At 58.9% G+C, this 19,523-nt stretch carries 16 protein-coding genes; 5 read left to right on the top strand and 11 right to left on the bottom strand.

The genetic code is table 11. The features are described 5' to 3' along the window. Nucleotides 1–113: 113 nt before the first annotated feature. The 6 genes from tauC to AD668_RS17030 form a co-directional block, all read right to left on the bottom strand. Nucleotides 114–950: a taurine ABC transporter permease TauC gene (gene tauC / locus AD668_RS17000; RefSeq protein WP_053160721.1), complete on the bottom strand. Its 837-nt coding sequence runs from the start codon at nucleotides 948–950 to the stop codon at nucleotides 114–116. Then, on the bottom strand, nucleotides 947–1,741 hold the full coding sequence (tauB, locus tag AD668_RS17005) for a taurine ABC transporter ATP-binding subunit (RefSeq protein ID WP_053160722.1): 795 nt from the start codon (nucleotides 1,739–1,741) through the stop codon (nucleotides 947–949). Before tauB ends, tauC begins: the two co-directional genes overlap by 4 nt. Nucleotides 1,742–1,757: 16 nt before the next feature. Next, the gene (gene tauA, locus AD668_RS17010) at nucleotides 1,758–2,735 is read right to left on the bottom strand and encodes a taurine ABC transporter substrate-binding protein (RefSeq protein WP_053160723.1); all 978 of its coding nucleotides are present in this window, start codon (nucleotides 2,733–2,735) and stop codon (nucleotides 1,758–1,760) included. 237 nt (nucleotides 2,736–2,972) lie between these two features. After that, a complete protein-coding gene (gene gshA, locus AD668_RS17015) occupies nucleotides 2,973–4,556 on the bottom strand; it encodes a glutamate--cysteine ligase (RefSeq protein ID WP_053160724.1) in 1,584 nt (527 codons plus the stop codon). A 257-nt stretch (nucleotides 4,557–4,813) separates the two neighbouring features. Further along, complete coding sequence (locus AD668_RS17025; protein ID WP_053160726.1) at nucleotides 4,814–5,197, bottom strand: PaaI family thioesterase; 384 nt, start codon at nucleotides 5,195–5,197, stop codon at nucleotides 4,814–4,816. Further along, the gene (locus AD668_RS17030) at nucleotides 5,197–7,521 is read right to left on the bottom strand and encodes a Tex family protein (protein ID WP_053160727.1); all 2,325 of its coding nucleotides are present in this window, start codon (nucleotides 7,519–7,521) and stop codon (nucleotides 5,197–5,199) included. Before AD668_RS17030 ends, AD668_RS17025 begins: the two co-directional genes overlap by 1 nt. Before the next feature lie 361 nt (nucleotides 7,522–7,882). Here AD668_RS17030 and ompR point away from each other — a divergent pair, with 361 nt between their 5' ends. Both ompR and AD668_RS17040 read left to right on the top strand, forming a co-directional pair. Then, entirely contained in the window at nucleotides 7,883–8,623 is a 741-nt protein-coding gene (ompR, locus tag AD668_RS17035) for a two-component system response regulator OmpR (RefSeq protein WP_020795794.1), read from the top strand. A gap of 115 nt (nucleotides 8,624–8,738) precedes the next feature. Then, a complete protein-coding gene (locus AD668_RS17040) occupies nucleotides 8,739–10,052 on the top strand; it encodes an ATP-binding protein (RefSeq protein WP_053160728.1) in 1,314 nt (437 codons plus the stop codon). 85 nt (nucleotides 10,053–10,137) lie between these two features. On the opposite strand, the gene rimK is transcribed toward AD668_RS17040, so the two are convergent. Both rimK and AD668_RS17050 read right to left on the bottom strand, forming a co-directional pair. Further along, the gene (gene rimK / locus AD668_RS17045; RefSeq protein ID WP_053160729.1) at nucleotides 10,138–11,043 is read right to left on the bottom strand and encodes a 30S ribosomal protein S6--L-glutamate ligase; all 906 of its coding nucleotides are present in this window, start codon (nucleotides 11,041–11,043) and stop codon (nucleotides 10,138–10,140) included. Continuing rightward, complete coding sequence (locus AD668_RS17050) at nucleotides 11,040–11,501, bottom strand: ATP-dependent zinc protease (protein WP_172681841.1); 462 nt, start codon at nucleotides 11,499–11,501, stop codon at nucleotides 11,040–11,042. The genes rimK and AD668_RS17050 overlap by 4 nt, the downstream gene beginning before the upstream one ends. 235 nt (nucleotides 11,502–11,736) lie before the next feature. On the opposite strand from AD668_RS17050, the gene AD668_RS17055 reads away from it, so the two are divergent. From AD668_RS17055 to AD668_RS17065, 3 genes are all read left to right on the top strand, one after another. Beyond that, nucleotides 11,737–12,144, top strand: coding sequence for an RNA-binding S4 domain-containing protein (locus AD668_RS17055; RefSeq protein WP_053160731.1), 408 nt, complete (start codon nucleotides 11,737–11,739; stop codon nucleotides 12,142–12,144). Nucleotides 12,145–12,451: 307 nt separating this feature from the next. Further along, nucleotides 12,452–13,354, top strand: coding sequence for an Hsp33 family molecular chaperone HslO (gene hslO / locus AD668_RS17060; RefSeq protein WP_053160732.1), 903 nt, complete (start codon nucleotides 12,452–12,454; stop codon nucleotides 13,352–13,354). A gap of 180 nt (nucleotides 13,355–13,534) precedes the next feature. Beyond that, the gene (locus AD668_RS17065; RefSeq protein WP_053160733.1) at nucleotides 13,535–15,076 is read left to right on the top strand and encodes a phosphoenolpyruvate carboxykinase; all 1,542 of its coding nucleotides are present in this window, start codon (nucleotides 13,535–13,537) and stop codon (nucleotides 15,074–15,076) included. Nucleotides 15,077–15,126: 50 nt separating this feature from the next. On the opposite strand, the gene AD668_RS17070 is transcribed toward AD668_RS17065, so the two are convergent. From AD668_RS17070 to AD668_RS17085, 3 genes are all read right to left on the bottom strand, one after another. Then, nucleotides 15,127–16,349, bottom strand: a protein-coding gene (locus AD668_RS17070) for an IS3 family transposase (RefSeq protein ID WP_172681774.1) whose coding sequence is annotated in 2 segments (ribosomal slippage) — nucleotides 15,127–15,998 and nucleotides 15,998–16,349 — 1,224 coding nt in all. Because the reading frame shifts where the segments join, the coding sequence is not laid out codon by codon here. Between the two features lie 119 nt (nucleotides 16,350–16,468). Beyond that, nucleotides 16,469–19,096: a type I DNA topoisomerase gene (gene topA, locus AD668_RS17080; RefSeq protein ID WP_053160734.1), complete on the bottom strand. Its 2,628-nt coding sequence runs from the start codon at nucleotides 19,094–19,096 to the stop codon at nucleotides 16,469–16,471. A gap of 114 nt (nucleotides 19,097–19,210) precedes the next feature. Beyond that, nucleotides 19,211–19,447 carry a DUF1653 domain-containing protein gene (locus AD668_RS17085; RefSeq protein ID WP_053160735.1) on the bottom strand — a complete coding sequence of 79 codons (237 nt, stop codon included), beginning with the start codon at nucleotides 19,445–19,447 and terminating at the stop codon, nucleotides 19,211–19,213. Between the last annotated feature and the right edge of the window lie 76 nt (nucleotides 19,448–19,523).

A 19,523-nucleotide genomic window follows, 5' to 3' on the forward strand; every position in this document is an offset into this window, starting at 1 on the left:
TTTACCAACGGTAGGAGCGAGCCTGCTCGCGATAGCGTTGCATCAGTCAAAGCACCGTTGTCTGGCAATCAGCAATCGCGAGCAGGCTTGCTCCTACAGGGTTGTTCAATTATTCAGTGGGCCTGGCCGTGCCACGGCACCAGTTTGCGTTGCAGGGCGCGCAGGCCCATCTCCATCGCGAAGGCGATCAATGCGATCACCAGAATCCCCAGCACCACCACATCGGTGACCAGAAATTGCGCGGCTGACTGCACCATGAAACCCAAGCCGCTGGTGGCGGCAATCAGTTCAGCAGCGACCAGCGTCGACCAGCCCACACCCAGACCGATGCGCACCCCGGTCAGAATGTCCGGCAAGGCACTCGGCAAAATCACATGGCGAATCAACTGCGTCCGGGTTGCTCCCAGCGACTGCGCGGCCCGCAGTTTGGCAGGGTCGACGGTACGCACGCCGGTGGCGGTGGCGATAGCAATCGGGGCGAAGATCGCCAGATAGATCAAGAGCACTTTCGACAACTCACCGATGCCGCACCAGATCACGATCAGAGGCAGATAAGCCAGTGGCGGAATCGGCCGGTAGAACTCGATCAGCGGATCGAGCACACCTCGGGCGATACGGTTGGCGCCGATGGCGATGCCCACCGGCACGGCAGTGAGAATCGCAAAGCCGAGGCCCAGGCCGATACGGCTCAGACTCGCTCCGAGGTGCTGCCACAAGGTTGAATCCATGTAGCCCGAGGTGGCGAGCAGCCAGCCTTTTTGCAGCACGGTGGACGGTGGCGGCAAGAACAGCGGTTCGATCAAACCGCTCGCCGTTACAGCCCACCAGATGAAAACGAGTACGCCCAGCGTCAGCACGCTGATCCAGCGAGTGCTCAGGCTGCGGTGGATCGGACTGACGTTCGCGCCGGGTTTGATCTGCGTCGTGGCGGGAATTTCGTAGCTGCTCATGCGCGCTCCTGCCGCTGGGCGGCACTGCGTTGGGAGAACACTTTGGCGAGTACGTGTTCGCGGGTTTCGATAAAGCGTGGATCAGATTTGATCGAGCGGGCCGACTCGCCAGCGGCATAACGGTGACCGAAATCCAGGCTCAGGCGCTCGACGATTTGCCCGGGGTTTGGCGCCAGCAGAATCAGGTCGGTGGCGAGGAATACCGCTTCTTCAATGTCGTGGGTAATCAGGAACACCGGTTTGGCCGTACGCCGCCAGACCTGCAATAACAGCTCTTGCATCTGTTCACGGGTGAAGGCGTCGAGGGCGCCGAAGGGCTCATCCATCAGCAACACACGCGGGTCGGCGGCAAGGGCACGGGCCAGGCCGACGCGTTGCTTCTGACCCCCAGAGAGTTGCCAGATCCGGCGGCTCTCAAACCCGGAGAGGTCCACCAGCGCGAGCATTTCCCGGGCGCGGATTTCGCGTTTGTCCCGGGCGATGCCGGCCAGTTCCAGACCAAAGCCGACGTTGGCCAGCACGTCCTGCCAAGGCAGCAGCGCATCGTCCTGGAACACCACACCGCGTTCGGCGCTCGGGCCTTTGACCGGCACGCCATCGAGGGTAATGCGCCCGGCGCTGGGCTCGACGAAGCCGGCAATCAGGTTCAACAACGAAGTCTTGCCACTGCCGGACGGGCCGAGGGCGACCAGCAATTGCTGGGGGCCCAGACTCAGGGAAATATCCGCCAGCACCGGTTCCGGGCTGCCGGGGTACTGTGCGCTGATACGCTCCAGCTGTAGCAAGGCCATCGCAGTTAACTCCCGATCAATTAGTGATGAACTTGGCGCTGACGTACGGCGCGTAGTCCGGTAGCACCGCCTCGACCTTGCCTTGCTCCTTGAGGAACGCAGCGGTGTCGGTGATGGCTTTGGTGGTCGGTGCGCCGAGGGTGATCACCTGATCAGCCGCCAGCGGGTAGACGTTGCCTTGCAGCAGCAGTGGAATATCACTGGCCTTGGCGCCGGACAGTTTTACAAGCTTGTCGACGTTGCTTTGATTGGCGAGCCAGGCTTGTGGGTCTTTGCGATAGTTGGCGTAGGCATCGAGTGTCACTTTGGCGAACGCGGTGACAATTTCCGGATGCTTCTCGGCGAAGTCTTTGCGCACGATCCAGGCATCGAAGGTCGGTGCGCCGAACTTGGCCAGTTCGCCGGAGGTGATCAGCACTTTGCCGTTTTCCTTGGCGACACCCAGCGCTGGGTCCCACACGTAAGTGGCGTCGATGTCGCCGCGTTTCCAGGCAGCAATGATCGCGGGCGGGGCGAGGTTGAGGACGGTCACTTTCGATGGATCGATGTTCCAGTGTTTCAGCGCGGCCAGCAGGCTGTAGTGGCCGGTGGAAACGAATGGCACGGCGATTTTCTTGCCGATCAGGTCTTGCGGGGTCTTGATCCCGGAGCCGTCCCGGGCGACCAGGGCTTCTGCGGCGCCGATCTGGGTGGCGATGAGGAAGGTTTCCACCGGCACTTTGCGGGTAATGGCGGCGGTCAGGGGGCTGGAACCGAGGTAGCCGATCTGCACATCACCGGAGGCGATGGCGGCAATGATGTCGGCACCGTTGTCGAATTTGCGCCAGTTGATGTTGGCGTTGGTGGCTTTTTCGTAGCTGCCGTCTGCCTGGGCGACTTTAGCTGGGTCCACGGTGGTCTGGTAGGCGACGGTGACGTCGGCTGCCTGGGCAAAGAAACTCGCGGTAGCCAAAGACGCGGCCGCCAGTAAGCGAAGAGGGAAAGTCAGTTTCATCAGAAAGCTCCTTGTCAGGCGACCGAGTGTCGGCGTGAGAAAGAGACTAAATGATATAAGAATTCGAAAATAAATAACTTTTTCGAATTAGCTTATGAGTGAGAGATGTTTAGGGTGGTTCTTTGTAGGAGCCGGCTTGCTGGCGAACCAGGCAACGCGGTGTGACAGAAACACCGCCTTCGCTGCGATGCGGCGACCCGACAAGCCAGCTCCTACAAGTTTGCGTTGCGCTTGAGGTTAGTTACTGATCGCCAGAATGCTCGCCTGGTACGCCCCGACAAACACATCGAAATCGCCGACTTCGTTCTGTTCCAGCTCAACCTGCTCAGCCAGCGACGAACGCGCCCGCTCCTCAAACTTCGCCTGTTCTTCAGTCGGCAGCGGCTCGCTGCGGAAGAACTCCGCATGGGCCTGGCTCTGGCGCAGGGAGAACTGGGCAAAACTTTCCTTGTGTTCGGCCATCGACGCCAATACCTGGGCCGACGGTGTCAGGGACGGGTCCTGGACCTTGGCCATCTGAGCGTCCAGCGCCTTGCTGTGGGCATCGCCGCCATGGCTCTGATCAAGCAGGGCGGCCAGTGGTGCAATGTTTTCCAACAACTGGCCAGCCCACTCTTTCAGGTCGACCGGTTGCCCGTCACGATGCAGTTGCAGGCCCGGCCGACGCCCTTCCTTGACCACGCTGAGGAAGTTCGACGTCGCGTTGCCGCAACTGGTGTTGGTCAGCAACGGGCTGTCGTTCAGCGCGCAATACAGCAGGAACGCATCGAGGAAGCGCGACTCGGTAAGGTCGATGCCCATCGGCAGGAACGGGTTGATGTCCAGACAGCGTACTTCGACGTACTGGATGCCACGGGCCACCAGTGCCTGAATCGGTCGCTCACCGGTGTAGGTCACGCGTTTCGGGCGGATGTTGGAGTAGTACTCGTTTTCGATCTGCAGGATGTTGGTGTTGAGCTGAACCCACTCGCCGTCCTGATGCGTGCCGATCTCGACATAGGGCGCATAGGGCGTGGCGACCGCTTTGCGCAGGCTGTCGGTGTAGCTCGACAGGTCGTTGTAGCACGGTGTCAGACCGGCCTGGGCGTTGCTTTGGTAACCCAGGTCGCTCATGCGCAGGCTAGTGGCGTACGGCAGGTACAAGGTGTGTGGGTCCAACTGCTCCAGCTGGTGCGAACGACCGCGCAGGAAGCCGGCGTCCAGCGCGGGTGAAGCACCGAACAGATACATGAGCAGCCAGCTGTAGCGGCGGAAGTTGCGGATCAACGCGATATAGGACGACGACTGAAAGTCGCGGTCGGTGCCAACAAAACCTTCGGCCTGCTTGAGCAGCGGCCAGAGTTTTTCCGGCAGGGAAAAGTTGTAGTGAATCCCGGCAATGCATTGCATGGTTTTGCCGTAACGCAGGGCCAGACCCTTGCGGTACACGTACTTGAGCTGCCCGATATTGGACGTGCCGTAATAGGCGATCGGGATGTCTTCCTCGGCCGGCAACGGGCACGGCATCGAGGGGCTCCACAGGTACTCGTTGCCGAGCTTGCTGTAGGCAAAACGGTGAATGCTGTCCAGGCTCGCCAGGGTATCGGCAGGATCAGGCAGGGCCGGGGTAATGAACTCCAGCAGCGACTCGGAATAGTCGGTGGTGATCTGTTCATTGGTCAGCGCGGAACCCAATTCTTCCGGGTGCGGCGTTTGCGCCAGGCGACCTTCGCCGGTCACGCGCAGGCATTCACGTTCGATGCCGTGAAGGCACTGTTCGAGCAGAGAGAGGTTAGCTCGCTCGCCAAGCAGGGCCAGGCGGCGGTTGAGAAGTTCGCTCAAGTTGGATTCCTTCACGCGTCAGTCGCCCCAATATGGGGGTGGGCAAGACGGTCTACAAGGGTGAAGTTAAAACTGGCGTTTTCGCCTGGTTTTTGCATCGAACAGCCGTGACCCCTGTAGGAGCGAGCATGCTCGCGAAGAAGGCAGGGGCGCCGCTGACATCCTGGCAGCCCTGGTCATCGGTGACCTTCATCGCGAGCATGCTCGCTCCTACAGGTTTCTTAGCGCCGAAATTAACTCAAATCGACAACATCTAGCTACAGGGCAGCGAACGTGCCTTGTGCTTTCGCGACCAGTTTGTCGCCCTGCATCACATCGGCCTCGACCACCAATGTGCGGCGCCCCGGGTGGATCACCCGGGCCGTGCACATCACCTCGCCGTCTGAGATGGCGCGGATGTAGTTGATCTTGCACTCGATGGTCGCGCTCTGCTGGTCAAAGCCGTGGGTGCTGGAACAGGCCAGCCCCATGGCAATGTCCACCAGGCTGAACAAGGCCCCGCCGTGCAGTTTGCCGGCGCGATTGCGCAGCTCCGGTTCCAGCACCAGGGCGACTTGCGCCACCCCGGTTTCCAGGCTGTGCAAGCGACAGCCCAGCAGCTTGAAAAAAGCGCTTTCGGTGTAACCGGCGGGGATGTCCATCAACGTTTCTTCAACTGCTTGGCGTTGGCGAACAGCGAAGCCATGGCATTGTTGCTCGGTGCCGCTGACGCGGTTTCTTTGCGTGGAGCAGTGTTCTGGGATTGGCGTGGTGCCGATCCCGGACGTGCGCCTCGAGCGCCATCGATTTTTTCGCCAGGAGTGTCGCTCATACGCATCGACAGGCCCACGCGTTTACGCGGAATGTCGATTTCCATGACCTTCACCTTCACCACGTCACCGGCCTTCACCGCTTCACGTGGATCCTTGATGAACTTCTCCGAAAGCGCAGAGATGTGTACCAAACCGTCCTGATGTACGCCGATATCGACGAAGGCTCCGAAGTTGGTCACGTTGGTCACCACACCTTCGAGAATCATCCCCAGTTGCAGGTCCTTGAGGTCTTCGACGCCTTCCTGGAACTCGGCAGTCTTGAACTCAGGGCGCGGGTCGCGGCCTGGTTTTTCCAGTTCTTGCAGGATGTCGGTGACCGTTGGCAAACCGAAGGTTTCGTCGGTGTACTTCTTCGGATCCAGACGCTTGAGGAACGAGGCATCGCCGATCAACGAGCGGATATCACGGTCGGTTTCAGCGGCAATGCGCTGCACCAGCGGATAGGCTTCCGGGTGAACTGCCGAGGAATCGAGCGGGTTTTCGCCGTTCATTACGCGCAAGAAACCTGCGGCCTGTTCGAAGGTTTTCTCGCCCAGACGTGCGACTTTCTTCAGCGCCGCGCGGGTTTTGAAGGCGCCGTGCTCGTCGCGGTGGCTGACGATGTTCTGCGCCAGCGTTGCGTTGAGGCCGGAGATCCGAGCCAGCAGCGCTACGGAAGCGGTGTTCACGTCGACGCCGACGGCGTTCACGCAGTCCTCGACCACGGCATCCAGGCCGCGCGCCAGTTTCAGCTGCGACACGTCGTGCTGGTACTGGCCGACACCGATGGATTTCGGATCGATTTTTACCAGTTCTGCCAATGGATCTTGCAGGCGACGGGCAATCGACACGGCGCCACGGATCGACACGTCCAGGTCCGGGAATTCCTTGGACGCCAGTTCCGAGGCCGAGTAAACCGATGCGCCAGCCTCGGACACCATGACCTTGGTCATCTTCATGGCTGGGTATTTTTTGATCAGCTCGGCCGCGAGCTTGTCGGTCTCACGGCTGGCGGTACCATTGCCGATGGCGATCAGGTCTACCGAGTGCTTGGCGCACAGGGCGGCGAGAATCGCGAGAGTCTGGTCCCACTTGTTGTGCGGCACGTGCGGGTAAACCGTGGCGTGATCCAGCAGCTTGCCGGTGGAATCGACCACTGCCACCTTGCAGCCAGTGCGCAGACCAGGGTCGAGACCCAACGTGGCACGCGGGCCGGCCGGGGCCGACAGCAGCAGGTCGTGCAGGTTGTGGGCGAACACGTTGATCGCTTCGGTTTCCGCGCCGTCGCGCAGTTCGCCCAGCAGGTCGGTTTCCAGATGGGTGTAGAGCTTGACCTTCCAGGTCCAGCGCACCACTTCGCCCAGCCATTTGTCGGCGGCGCGGTTCTGGTTCTGGATGCCGAATTGCTGGCCGATCATGCCTTCGCACGGATGCATGCTGCCCGGCAGCTCATCGCCGACTTTCAGTGCGGAGCTGAGGATGCCCTCGTTGCGGCCCCGGAAAATCGCCAGGGCGCGGTGCGATGGCATGCTTTTGAGTGGTTCGTCGTGTTCGAAGTAGTCGCGGAACTTGGCGCCTTCCTCTTCCTTGCCGGCAATCACGCGAGCGCTGAGGGTGGCTTCCTGCTTGAGGTAGCTGCGCAGCTTTTCCAGCAGGCTGGCGTTTTCGGCAAAGCGTTCCATCAGGATGTATTTGGCGCCTTCGAGGGCTGCCTTCACATCGGCTACGCCTTTGTCAGCGTCGATGAAGCGTGTGGCTTCGGTTTCCGGACTCAGGGTCGGGTCGTTGAACAGGCCGTCAGCCAAGTCGCCAAGGCCGGCTTCCAGAGCGATCTGGCCCTTGGTGCGGCGCTTTTGCTTGTAAGGCAGGTATAAGTCTTCGAGGCGGGTCTTGGTGTCGGCGAGCTTGATGTCGCGTTCGAGTTGCGGGGTCAGCTTGCCTTGCTCTTCGATGCTGGCAAGGATGCTGATGCGCCGTTCGTCGAGTTCTCGCAGGTAGCGCAGGCGCTCTTCCAGATGACGCAATTGCGTATCGTCGAGGCTGCCGGTCACTTCTTTCCGGTAACGGGCGATGAAGGGGACGGTAGAGCCTTCATCGAGTAGCGCGACGGCCGCTTCGACCTGTTGTGGGCGTACACCGAGTTCCTCGGCAATGCGGCTGTTGATGCTGTCCATAAAACCACCTGAAAAATTGTGAAAGCAGGCTCGCAGGCGCACAGATAGGGCCTCGGCGAGTCTGGTTGAGCGGCCTGGCCTGCGCCGCTACCTGGATCAAAAGGTATCCCGTTGACCCGTGAAATCGAATAATTACTGCCGGCACCGTGAAAATAAAAAGCGGCTACCTGGCGTAACGATCAGACGTTGCCTGACACAAAAGGCCGCGCATTATAACCAGCGTTAAGGCATTCGGGGCCATCGTGGTGTGCAGGTGCAAAGGCCGGTTTTCTGGCGCTCGAGGAAAAATCTGCTAACAATGCACACGGTGCGCACAACGGCAGCTACGCCATAATGCGCGCCGAGATCAAAGGAGCATCCAATGAGCAGCACTGCAAACATTGCTGAAGGCGAAAAAATTCTTATTGTTGACGACGATCCGGGCCTCAGCAGCCTGCTGGAACGTTTTTTCGTCAGCAAGGGCTATCGCGCCCGCGCCGTACCGAACACCGAGCAAATGGACCGCCTGCTGGCACGCGAAGTGTTCAACCTGGTCGTCCTCGACCTGATGCTGCCCGGCGAAGACGGCCTGACCGCCTGCCGCCGTCTGCGCGGCGCAAACAATCAGATTCCGATCATCATGCTGACTGCCAAGGGCGATGAGCTGAGCCGCATCAAGGGCCTCGAACTGGGCGCCGACGACTACCTGGCCAAGCCGTTCAACCCCGATGAATTGATGGCGCGCGTAAAAGCCGTCCTGCGTCGACAGTCGGCTCCGGTGCCAGGCGCGCCGGGCAGCGAAGACGAAAGCGTGACCTTTGGTGACTATGAACTGTCCCTGGCCACCCGCGAACTCAAGCGCGGTGAAGAAGTACACATGCTTACCACTGGCGAGTTTGCGGTACTCAAGGCACTGGTGATGAACGCCCGTCAGCCACTGACCCGCGACAAGCTGATGAACCTGGCCCGTGGCCGCGAATGGGATGCCCTGGAGCGCTCCATCGACGTACAGATTTCCCGTCTGCGCCGGATGATCGAGCCCGATCCTTCCAAGCCTCGCTACATTCAGACTGTCTGGGGTGTGGGCTACGTGTTCGTTCCGGATGGCGCCGCCACCAAATGATTGGCAATTTGTTGTAGGAGCGAGTCGTGCGGGACGGGGCGTTGGCCTTGCCCGCAGACTCGCGATCCGCAATGTGCGAGCATCGCTCTCTCCTGCAAGTGCGTAACGGTTCCCCATGAAGACCCCGGTTTGGTTTCCACAAAGTTTCTTCTCTCGCACCCTCTGGCTGGTGCTGATCGTCGTGCTTTTCTCCAAGGCTCTGACGCTGGTTTATCTGCTGATGAACGAAGACGTGCTGGTTGACCGTCAATACAGCCACGGCGTCGCTCTGGTGCTGCGCGCCTACTGGGCGGCCGATGAAGAGAGTCGCGCCAAGATTGCTGATAGCGCGCCCTTGATTCGGGTAGTGGGTGCCGGCGTCCCGGAAGGCGAGCAACATTGGCCGTATAGTGAGATCTACCAGCGGCAGATGCAGACCGAGTTGGGGCCGGACACCGAAGTGCGACTGCGCATGCATTCTCCCCCGGCGCTGTGGGTTCGTGCTCCGAGCCTGGGTGAAGGCTGGTTGAAAGTGCCGTTGTACCCGCATCCGTTGCGCGGCCAGAAAATCTGGAACGTGCTTGGCTGGTTCCTTGCTATCGGTCTGCTCTCCACTGCTTCGGCCTGGATCTTCGTCAGTCAACTCAATCAACCCCTGAAACGCCTGGTGTATGCCGCCCGGCAACTCGGCCAGGGTCGCAGCGTGCGCCTGCCGATCAGTGATACACCGAGTGAAATGACCGAGGTCTATCGCGCCTTCAACCAGATGGCCGAAGACGTCGAGCAAGCGGGTCGGGAGCGTGAACTGATGCTGGCCGGTGTGTCCCACGACTTGCGCACGCCGTTGACTCGTCTGCGTCTGTCTCTCGAACTGATGGGTGATCGCACCGACCTGACGGATGACATGGTGCGTGACATCGAAGACATGGATGCGATTCTCGACCAGTTCCTGGCGTTCATTCGTGACGGGCGCGATGAGACGGTGGAAGAGGTCGATTTGAGCGATCTGGTCCGCGAAGTCGCCGCGCCGTACAACCAGAACGAAGAAAAAGTGCGTCTGCGCCTGGAGCCGATCCAGCCGTTTCCGCTGCGTCGGGTGTCGATGAAGCGACTGCTTAACAACCTGATCGGCAATGCGCTGCATCATGCAGGCAGCGGTGTCGAAGTGGCGGCGTACGTTTCAGGTGATACCGCCGCACCTTACGTGGTGCTGAGCGTCATGGACCGAGGTGCCGGGATTGATCCGTCGGAGCTGGAGGCGATCTTCAACCCCTTCACCCGAGGCGACCGTGCCCGGGGTGGAAAAGGCACCGGGTTGGGTCTGGCGATCGTGAAGCGGATCGCTTCGATGCATGGTGGCAATGTTGAGTTGCGCAATCGTTCGGGCGGCGGGCTGGAAGCGAGGGTGCGGTTGCCGTTGGGTTTGATGTTGCCGCGGGATGCGGTTTAACGACTGAAAAGATCGCAGCCTGCGGCAGCTCCTACAGGGGTACACGTTGCTCTGTAGGAGCTGCCGCAGGCTGCGATCTTTTGCTTTATCCCTTACCCTTGGTCCGGGTCATGTTCGGCCCGCCATTCTTTTCCAGATGCTCGATGATAATGCCGGCCACGTTCTTCCCGGTGGTAGTTTCGATCCCCTCCAGTCCCGGTGACGAGTTCACCTCCATCACCAGTGGCCCGTGGTTGGACCGAAGAATATCCACACCGGCTACCGACAAACCCATGACCTTTGCGGCGCGCAATGCGGTCATGCGTTCTTCCGGCGTGATCTTGATCAGGCTCGCACTGCCACCACGATGCAGGTTGGAGCGGAACTCGCCCGGCTTGGCCTGGCGCTTCATTGCCGCAATGACCTTGTCGCCGACCACAAAGCAGCGAATATCGGCACCACCCGCTTCCTTGATGTATTCCTGAACCATGATGTTCTGCTTGAGGCCCATGAACGCCTCGATCACTGATTCCGCCGCCGTAGCGGTTTCGCACAGCACCACGCCGATGCCCTGGGTGCCTTCCAGCACCTTGATCACCAATGGCGCACCGTTGACCATTTCAATCAGGTCAGGAATGTCGTCGGGAGAGTGGGCGAACCCGGTGACCGGCAATCCGATGCCCCGACGCGACAACAATTGCAGCGAGCGCAGTTTGTCCCGAGAACGGGCGATGGCGACTGATTCGTTGAGCGGAAACACCCCCATCATCTCAAACTGGCGCAACACCGCGCAGCCATAGAACGTGACCGATGCGCCAATACGCGGGATGACCGCGTCAAAACCTTCAAGCGGTTTGCCACGGTAGTGGATCTGCGGCTTGTGGCTGGCGATGTTCATATAGGCGCGCAGGGTATCGACCACCACCATCTCATGGCCGCGTTCGGTACCGGCTTCAACCAGGCGGCGGGTGGAATACAGACGCGGGTTCCGCGACAGCACAGCGATCTTCATGCAACACCTGTGGAGGAGGTAGATACCGGGAACACCGGCTTGTCTTGTACATACTTAATGCCCGGATTGACTACCAACTGGCCGTCGATCAAGGCTTTGGAACCCAGTAACAGGCGATAACGCATGGACTTGCGGCAAGCCAGTGTGAACTGGACTCTCCAGACCCGGTCACCCATGGCCAGAGTAGTGCTGATCACGTATCGCACCTGCGCATGACCGTTCGAGCTTTTAATGGTTTTCATCGTCACCAGCGGCGCTTCGCAGCGGCGGTGACGCAGTTGCACTACTGTGCCCAGATGCGCCGTAAAGCGCACCCATTGCTCACCGTCTCGCTCGAACGTCTCGATATCGGTGGCGTGCAGGCTGGAGGTGCTGGCGCCGGTGTCGATTTTTGCCCGAAGGCCGGCGACTCCCAAATCAGGGAGCGCCACCCACTCGCGCAGACCGACAACGGTCAAATGGTCAAATGTCTTCAATATTGCTCAACCGGTAGAAACCACGGTGGCCGCAGACGGCCGAATTCGCGGTATTCACGCAGAATAATGGGTAAAAGGCGATAGATATCTACGGCCCGTTTTTCCAGTCTCGCGGGGGAGGTGATGAAATGTCAGCATTGTAGTTCGCGACGACGAAATTCTTGGCACGAGAGAAACGGTAGTACAGTTCACCAATATTTCAGTGTGAGGAAATTCCATGGCACAAAAAAACGAAGAGGACGACAAAGTCCGTCTCGATAAATGGCTGTGGGCTGCGCGCTTCTACAAAACCCGAGCCTTGGCCAAGGCCGCGATTGAAAGCGGCAAGGTGCATTGCCGGGGCGAGCGCTGCAAGCCGGGCAAAGAGCCGCGTATCGGCGATGAGTTTGTGATTCGCACTGGTTTCGAGGAGCGCACAGTGGTGGTTCAGGCGCTGTCGATCGTGCGACGTGGCGCGCCAGAGGCGCAGACCTTGTACGCGGAGACTGAAGCCAGCATCGCCAAGCGCGAAAATGCGGCGGCTCAACGCAAGGCCGGCGCTTTGGGCGTGAGCACCGATGGCAAGCCGAGCAAGAAGCAGCGGCGGGATTTGTTCAAGTTCCGCGGTAATAGCAACGACGACTAAATGTCGCCGCACTTGCAATTGGTCGGTTGCGCATCCATATCCGGTAGGTCGCCAGCGGCGCGTTGTACTAAGCCGTCGCCGCTCGTCGAAAAAATCACACAGCCTCTGACCTGTAGGCCATAACCACATTGCCAGCAGTGTCAGCGCAGGACGTTGCCCAGATCCGGCGCGCGATCCGCCTTGCTTGGATCCGCCCCGGATTGTTCATAAAATGCCTTTCATGGCTGAACATCGCGCACCCAAGCGGTAGCGCAGGCAAATTTCCTTTTTCCCGTAACCTTTTTCATCAATTCAGATACCCAGACCTATGACCGACCAAGCGGATAACGACTTCACCCAGCGCTTCATCTTCGATGACAGCGACACCCGTGGCGAGCTGGTCTCGTTGGAGCTCAGCTACGCCGAAGTCCTGGCCAAACACGCCTACCCGCAGCCGGTTGCGCAATTGCTCGGCGAGCTGATGGCGGCCGCTTCATTGCTGGTCGGCGCGATGAAATTCGATGGCTTGCTGATTTTGCAGGCCCGCTCCGAGGGACCGATTCCACTGCTGATGATCGAGTGCTCCAGCGAGCGCGACATCCGTGGCCTGGCCCGTTATGAAGCGGATCGCATCGCACCGGATGCGACCCTGGCCGACTTGATGCCCGACGGCGTTCTGGCGCTGACCATCGACCCGAAACAGGGCCAGCGCTACCAGGGCATCGTCGACCTTGACGGCGCCACACTGTCCGAATGCTTCACCAACTATTTCGTCATGTCGCAACAAGTCGGCACGCGTTTCTGGCTCTATGCCGATGGCCGTCGTGCCCGTGGCTTGTTGCTGCAACAACTGCCGGCCGACCGCTTGAAAGACGAAGAAGAGCGCGCTGCCAGCTGGCAGCACATCACCACACTTGCCGGTACGCTGAACGCCGATGAGCTACTGAGCCTGGATAACGAAACTGTGCTTCATCGTCTCTACCATGACGAGCAGGTGCGTATGTTTGACGTGCAGAAATTACGTTTCCGCTGCAGCTGCTCGCGCGAACGTTCGGCCAATGCACTGGTCAGTTTGGGTATGGAAGACGCGCAGCAACTGGTGGTCGAACACGGTGGCAACATCGAGATCGATTGCCAGTTTTGCAACCAGCGCTACTTGTTTGATGCCGCCGATGTCACTCAATTGTTCGCCGGCGCGGGCATCGAGACGCCGTCAGATACCCGTCACTAAAACGTTTCAGCGCAGGTAAATTCACTGGCAAGTGCCGGATTAGCGCCGTAACGACAGGAGGGGTCTACTCTTTTTGGCCTTTTCTGGCATAATCCGGCCCACTTTTTTCGCGGTAGTAGTGCACGACTTTCTACTACAAAAACGTTTGGAGCACTCGGCCACTGGCCGACGGGGAACCTCATGACGCAAGCCAACAATGCCGTGTACACCGATCTGAGTGTTGATGATCTGGTTAAAGAAGCTCTCAACCGCGGTGAAGGCGAGCTTGCCGATACCGGCGCACTGGTTGTTCGTACCGGTCACCGTACCGGCCGTTCGCCAGTCGACCGTTTCATCGTTGAAGAGCCTAGCACCCAGGCTGCCATCGCCTGGGGCCCGATCAACCGCAAGTTCCCGGCCGACAAGTTCGATGCCCTGTGGGCTCGCGTCGAGGCGTTCAACAACGCGCAAGAGCACTTTGTTTCCCACGTGCATGTAGGCGCGGCTGAAGATCACTACCTGGCCGTTAAAATGACCACCCAGACTGCCTGGCAGAACCTGTTCGGTCGTTGCCTGTTCATCAACCCGGCCCAGTACAACCCGGCCGGTCGCGAAGAATGGCAAGTGCTCAACGTAGCCAACTTCGAGTGCGTGCCTGAGCGTGACGGCACCAACTCCGACGGTTGCGTGATCCTCAACTTCGCACAGAAGAAAGTGCTGATTGCCGGCATGCGTTACGCCGGTGAAATGAAGAAAGCCATGTTCTCGGTGCAGAACTTCCTGTTGCCTGCCGCTGACGTGCTGCCGATGCACTGCGCCGCCAACATTGGCGAAGAAGGCGACGTGACCCTGTTCTTCGGTCTGTCCGGCACCGGCAAAACCACCCTGTCCGCCGACGAAAGCCGTTACCTGATCGGTGACGACGAACACGGCTGGGGCGAAGGCGTGGTGTTCAACATCGAAGGCGGTTGCTATGCCAAGTGCATCGACCTGTCCGAGAAGAACGAACCGGTTATCTGGAAAGCCATCAAGCACGGCGCGGTCCTGGAAAACGTCGTTATCGATGACGCCAAGCACGCCGACTACGCTGATGTCAGCCTGACCCAGAACAGCCGTGCCGCCTACCCGCTGGAAAACGTTGCCAAGCGTTCCGAGAAGAACCTCGGTGGCGAGCCTAACGCTGTGATCTTCCTGACCTGCGACCTGACCGGCGTTCTGCCGCCAGTGTCGATCCTCAACGAAGAGCAAGCGGCTTACCACTTCCTGTCCGGCTACACCGCACTGGTGGGCTCGACTGAAATGGGTTCGGGCAGCGGCATCAAGTCGACTTTCTCCACCTGCTTCGGCGCACCGTTCTTCCCGCGTCCGGCTGGCGAATACGCTGAGCTGCTGATCAAGCGCATCCGCGGTTTCGGCTCCAAGGTCTACCTGGTCAACACCGGCTGGACCGGTGGCGGCTACGGCGTCGGCAAGCGCTTCAACATCCCGACCACCCGTGCGGTGATCGCAGCGATCCAGAGCGGCGCGCTGATCGGTGCAGAGACCGAGCACCTGGACACCATCAACCTCGACGTGCCAGTGGCCGTACCGGGCGTTGAGACTGGCCTGCTGAACCCACGCAACACTTGGGAAGACAAAGCCGCCTACGACGAAGCCGCCAAAGCACTGGCCGGCCTGTTCATCGAGAACTTCAAGAAGTTCGAAGTGAGCGACGCGATCAAGGCTGCGGGTCCTAATTTGTAAGTGTTGGTTTGAGTGTCTAGTCCTGAAATAGGTTTACACCTGTTTCAGTCTCAAAACGCCCGATGCACCGCATCGGGCGTTTTGTATTTCAAGGCCAGATGTGGCCGCTCCGCGTTGTAGATCAGCACCGATTCATCAACCATTCTCACCGCGTCGGCCAGGTTCTTGGGGCGATGCAGCAAAAACTCCGTCTTCAAAATCCCGTTTATTCGCTCCGCCATCGCGTTCTGATAGCAGTCATAGCCATCGGTCATCGAACAAATGACCCCGTGCTTGGTGTGAAAACGCTGATAAAGGTCGGAGCAATACTGCGCCCCACGGTCTGAGTGATGAACCAGCGGCTGCTTGGTTTTCCTTCCTCCTACAGCCTTCTTCAGCGCTTTGAGCACCGACTCTGTATGCAAGCTCTCATGCACATGATGTCCCACTATTTTGCGCGAGTAGGCGTCGGTGATCAGGCTCAGATAAGCAACGCTCTCCTGGGTAGGCAGATAGGTTATATCCGCAACCCAAACTTGCTCAGGAGCACAGGCAATGATTTGCTGCGGGCCTGCCTTGAGTAGGTTTGGATGGCGGCGAAATCGATGATGGCTGTGGGTGGTCTTGTGGTATGCCCGCTTGCGAGGGACCAATTCTCGCGCTTCTCGCAGGATGCTGAACAGGCGATCGCGCCCCACCCGCAGACTCGTTTCTGCTTCGGCATGCAGCATATAATGCAGCTTGCGTGTTCCCAGCCTTGGCTGGCGCCGCCGCTTTTCCAAGACGAAATCCACGACCTTTTGATCGTCGCCAGCCTTCGCATCAAACGCTCGGTTGCGCTTGTAATAAGCCTGACGTGAAATGCCCATGAACAGGCAAGCCCTGCTGATACTCAGGTCTTTGACTTGCCCTTGCGCGAGGACTTGCCGGGTCGCTTTTTTACGATGGATACACCGTAGTCGTTCTTCAAGACGTTTACGACAGCCTCGAAAAACTGAGCCTTTTGATTGCTCAGTTCAAGCTGTTCTTCAAGCTCTTTGATCCGCTGCTCGGGTGACAGCGGTACCGTGGACTCGGCCATGGAACTCTTCCTCAGCACTCGAATAGACGCGCCTTGGCTCCAATCCTGCCGACCATGCTTGCGTAACCACACCAACACCGTTGACCGACCCTGGATGCCATAGCGCCGTTGAGCCTCTTTATAACTCAACTCGCCCTTTTCGACCTGATCGACCACCGACAATTTAAAAGCCAGCGTGTAATCGCGCTGACTGCGCCTTTTCCCCGAATCCATTGCTCCCTCCTGAAAATAGGTCAGAAGGTGTAAACCTTATTCAGGACGGGACACACAAAACAAAAAGGCCGCATGAAAACCCGAGGGTTGTCATGCGGCCTTTTCAGTACTGCGACGCCTTACGCCTTCGCAGCTGGACGCTTGTCTTCGACTTTCCACTTGCCGCCGTCGTAGAACGCTTTCCAGCCAGTCGGCTTACCGTCGACCTCGGTCTGCACGTACTGCTCCTTGGTTTTGCGGCTGTAACGGATCACAGCAGGCAGACCATCAGGATCTTTCTTCGGCGCTTCGCAGAGGAAATGGTACTTCGGATCGATCTCATCCTTGTGCGGGATAATTTCCTGTACCAGCGGAGCTCGGGTTTCGCGGTTTTTCGGGAACTGGCTGGCCGCCAGGAACAAGCCGGATGCACCGTCGCGCAGGATGTAGGTGTCGTTGACCTTTTCGCATTTGAGCTCAGGCATTTTCACCGGATCCATCTTCGGCGGTGCCGCGTCACCACTCTTGAGCAGTTTGCGAGTGTTCTTGCAGGTCGCATTGGTGCAACCGAAGAACTTGCCGAAACGGCCGGTCTTGAGCTGCATTTCGCTACCGCACTTGTCGCACTCAAGGCTCGGACCTTCGTAGCCCTTGATACGATAGGTGCCCTCTTCGATTTCGTAGCCATTGCAATCCGGGTTGTTACCGCAGATGTGCAATTTGCGCTTTTCATCGAGCAGATAGGCATCCATCGCCGTAGCGCAGATCGGGCAGCGATGCTTGCCGCGCAACACCAGCGATTCCGATTCGCCCTCGTCGTCCGCAGCGATTTCATCGCCAGGCACCAGGTTCACGGTAGCCTTGCAGCGCTCTTTCGGTGGCAGGCTGTAGCCGGAGCAACCGAGGAACACGCCGGTCGACGCGGTACGAATCTGCATCGGACGACCGCAAGTGGTACACGGAATATCAGTCATGACCGGCTGGTTGGCACGCATGCCGTTTTCCGGGTTTTCAGCCACTTCGAGTTTCTTCTTGAAGTCGCCGTAGAACTCGTCCAGCACGTTTTTCCAGTCGCGCTCGCCCTGAGCCACGTCATCGAGGTGCTCTTCCATGCCGGCGGTAAAGCCGTAGTCCATCAGGTTGGAGAAGCTCTCGGACAGACGCTCGGTGACGATGTCACCCATCTTTTCCGAATAGAAACGACGGTTATGCAGCGCAACGTAGCCACGATCCTGGATGGTTGAAATGATTGCCGCATAGGTCGAAGGACGACCGATACCGCGCTTTTCCATTTCTTTTACCAGGCTGGCTTCCGAGTAACGCGCCGGTGGCTTGGTGAAGTGCTGGGTCGGATCAAGCTTGATCAGCTTCATCGCGTCGCCCTGGGCCATGTCCGGCAATACGTCATCATCGCCAGGCTTGGCGATTTGCGGCATGACACGGGTGTAACCGTCGAACTTGAGGATGCGGCCCTTGGCGCGCAGCTCGAAGTCGCCAGCGCCGACAGTGACGGTAGTCGACAGGTATTGCGCCGGCAGCATCTGGCAGGCGAGGAACTGGCGCCAGATGAGCTCGTAGAGGCGCTCAGCGTCACGTTCCATGCCCGACAGTTTGCTTGGCTCGGTATTGGCGTCGGACGGACGAATCGCTTCGTGAGCCTCTTGTGCGCCTTCCTTGCTGCTGTAGACGTTCGGGGTTTCCGGCAGGTACTTCTTGCCGAACTCGCCTTCAATATAGGTACGCGCCATCGCCACGGCATCAACCGAGAGGTTGGTGGAGTCGGTACGCATGTAAGTGATGTAGCCCGCTTCGTACAAACGCTGGGCCATCATCATGGTTTTCTTCACACCGAAGCCCAGGCGGTTACTCGCCGCCTGCTGCAGGGTGGAAGTGATGAACGGCGCCGACGGCTTGCTGCTGGTCGGTTTGTCTTCACGCTTGACGATGCTGTAGCTGGAAGCCTTGAGCTTTTCCAGCGCAGCCATGGCCTGGGTTTCGTTGAGCGGCTTGAAGGCTTCGCCCTTTTCGCGAGCCACATCGAAACGCACGGTCGCGCCTTTGGCGGTACCGAGGTCAGCGTGGACTTCCCAGTATTCTTCCGGGATGAACGCACGAATTTCACGCTCGCGCTCGACCACCAGCTTTACCGCAACCGATTGCACACGACCGGCGGACAGACCGCGAGCGATCTTGGCCCACAGCAGCGGAGAAACCATGTAACCCACGACCCGGTCGAGGAAACGACGCGCCTGCTGGGCATTGACACGATCGATGTCCAGTTCGCCCGGTTTCGAGAAAGCTTCCTGAATCGCCTTCTTGGTAATTTCGTTGAACACCACGCGCTTGTAGCGGGTGTCATCACCACCGATGGCTTCGCGCAGGTGCCAGGCAATGGCTTCCCCCTCGCGGTCCAAGTCGGTTGCGAGATAGATGGTGTCAGCATCCTTGGCGAGCCGGCGCAGCTCTTCGATGACTTTTTCCTTGCCCGGGAGGATCTCGTACTTGGCTTTCCAGCCATGATCCGGATCGACACCCATGCGCGCGACCAACTGCTTGCGCGCTTTCTCTTTCGGCGAGAGCACCGGACCTTCGCCCGCGGCAGCCTTGCCGCGCTTGGCGGCAGGCTCTTTGCTGGCGCTAGCCGAACCGCTGGTGGGCAGGTCTCGGATATGGCCGATACTCGACTTCACCACGTATTCGTTACCCAAATACTTGTTGATGGTCTTGGCCTTAGCCGGGGATTCCACAATGACCAGCGATTTGCCCATGGATCAGAAAATTCCTGAATTCGAGAAGTGAAAGGCGATTGGCGCCTGACGCGGCACCGCTATATATAGTTGATACAAGGTGAGGTCAAGCGCAGGGTTTTGCGCGCACTCAGCTTACGGCTTGGTAAAAAGGCTTTCTTCGGCCTGCACCAAAGCAAAGCGTGGCACCTGTTCGCCGTCAACCTCGACGGACTCCAGGAACATGCTCAAGGGACGCACCCAAAAGCCGTAATCGCCATACAGGGCTTGATAGAAGACCACTTCTTCTTCGGTTTCCGAATGCCGCGCAATACTGAAAACACGGTACTGCGGACCTTTGTAATGTTGGTAGAGCCCAGGTTGTATCGGCATGCTTTGGCCCTCACTCAAATGTTGTCAAAATAAAAACAAAAATAAATCCGCAAAAACAAAAACCGGGGCACTTGGC

The sequence above is a fragment of the Pseudomonas sp. P1.8 genome, from assembly GCF_001269805.1.
Lineage (GTDB): Bacteria > Pseudomonadota > Gammaproteobacteria > Pseudomonadales > Pseudomonadaceae > Aquipseudomonas.

Coding starts and splice junctions, on each gene's coding strand:
- tauC (WP_053160721.1), bottom strand. CDS start 950: ATGAGCAGCTACGAAATTCCCGCCACGACGCAGATCAAACCCGGCGCG.
- tauB (WP_053160722.1), bottom strand. CDS start 1,741: ATGGCCTTGCTACAGCTGGAGCGTATCAGCGCACAGTACCCCGGCAGC.
- tauA (WP_053160723.1), bottom strand. CDS start 2,735: ATGAAACTGACTTTCCCTCTTCGCTTACTGGCGGCCGCGTCTTTGGCT.
- AD668_RS17025 (WP_053160726.1), bottom strand. CDS start 5,197: ATGGACATCCCCGCCGGTTACACCGAAAGCGCTTTTTTCAAGCTGCTG.
- AD668_RS17030 (WP_053160727.1), bottom strand. CDS start 7,521: ATGGACAGCATCAACAGCCGCATTGCCGAGGAACTCGGTGTACGCCCA.
- ompR (WP_020795794.1), top strand. CDS start 7,883: ATGAGCAGCACTGCAAACATTGCTGAAGGCGAAAAAATTCTTATTGTT.
- AD668_RS17040 (WP_053160728.1), top strand. CDS start 8,739: ATGAAGACCCCGGTTTGGTTTCCACAAAGTTTCTTCTCTCGCACCCTC.
- rimK (WP_053160729.1), bottom strand. CDS start 11,043: ATGAAGATCGCTGTGCTGTCGCGGAACCCGCGTCTGTATTCCACCCGC.
- AD668_RS17055 (WP_053160731.1), top strand. CDS start 11,737: ATGGCACAAAAAAACGAAGAGGACGACAAAGTCCGTCTCGATAAATGG.
- hslO (WP_053160732.1), top strand. CDS start 12,452: ATGACCGACCAAGCGGATAACGACTTCACCCAGCGCTTCATCTTCGAT.
- AD668_RS17065 (WP_053160733.1), top strand. CDS start 13,535: ATGACGCAAGCCAACAATGCCGTGTACACCGATCTGAGTGTTGATGAT.
- topA (WP_053160734.1), bottom strand. CDS start 19,096: ATGGGCAAATCGCTGGTCATTGTGGAATCCCCGGCTAAGGCCAAGACC.
- AD668_RS17085 (WP_053160735.1), bottom strand. CDS start 19,447: ATGCCGATACAACCTGGGCTCTACCAACATTACAAAGGTCCGCAGTAC.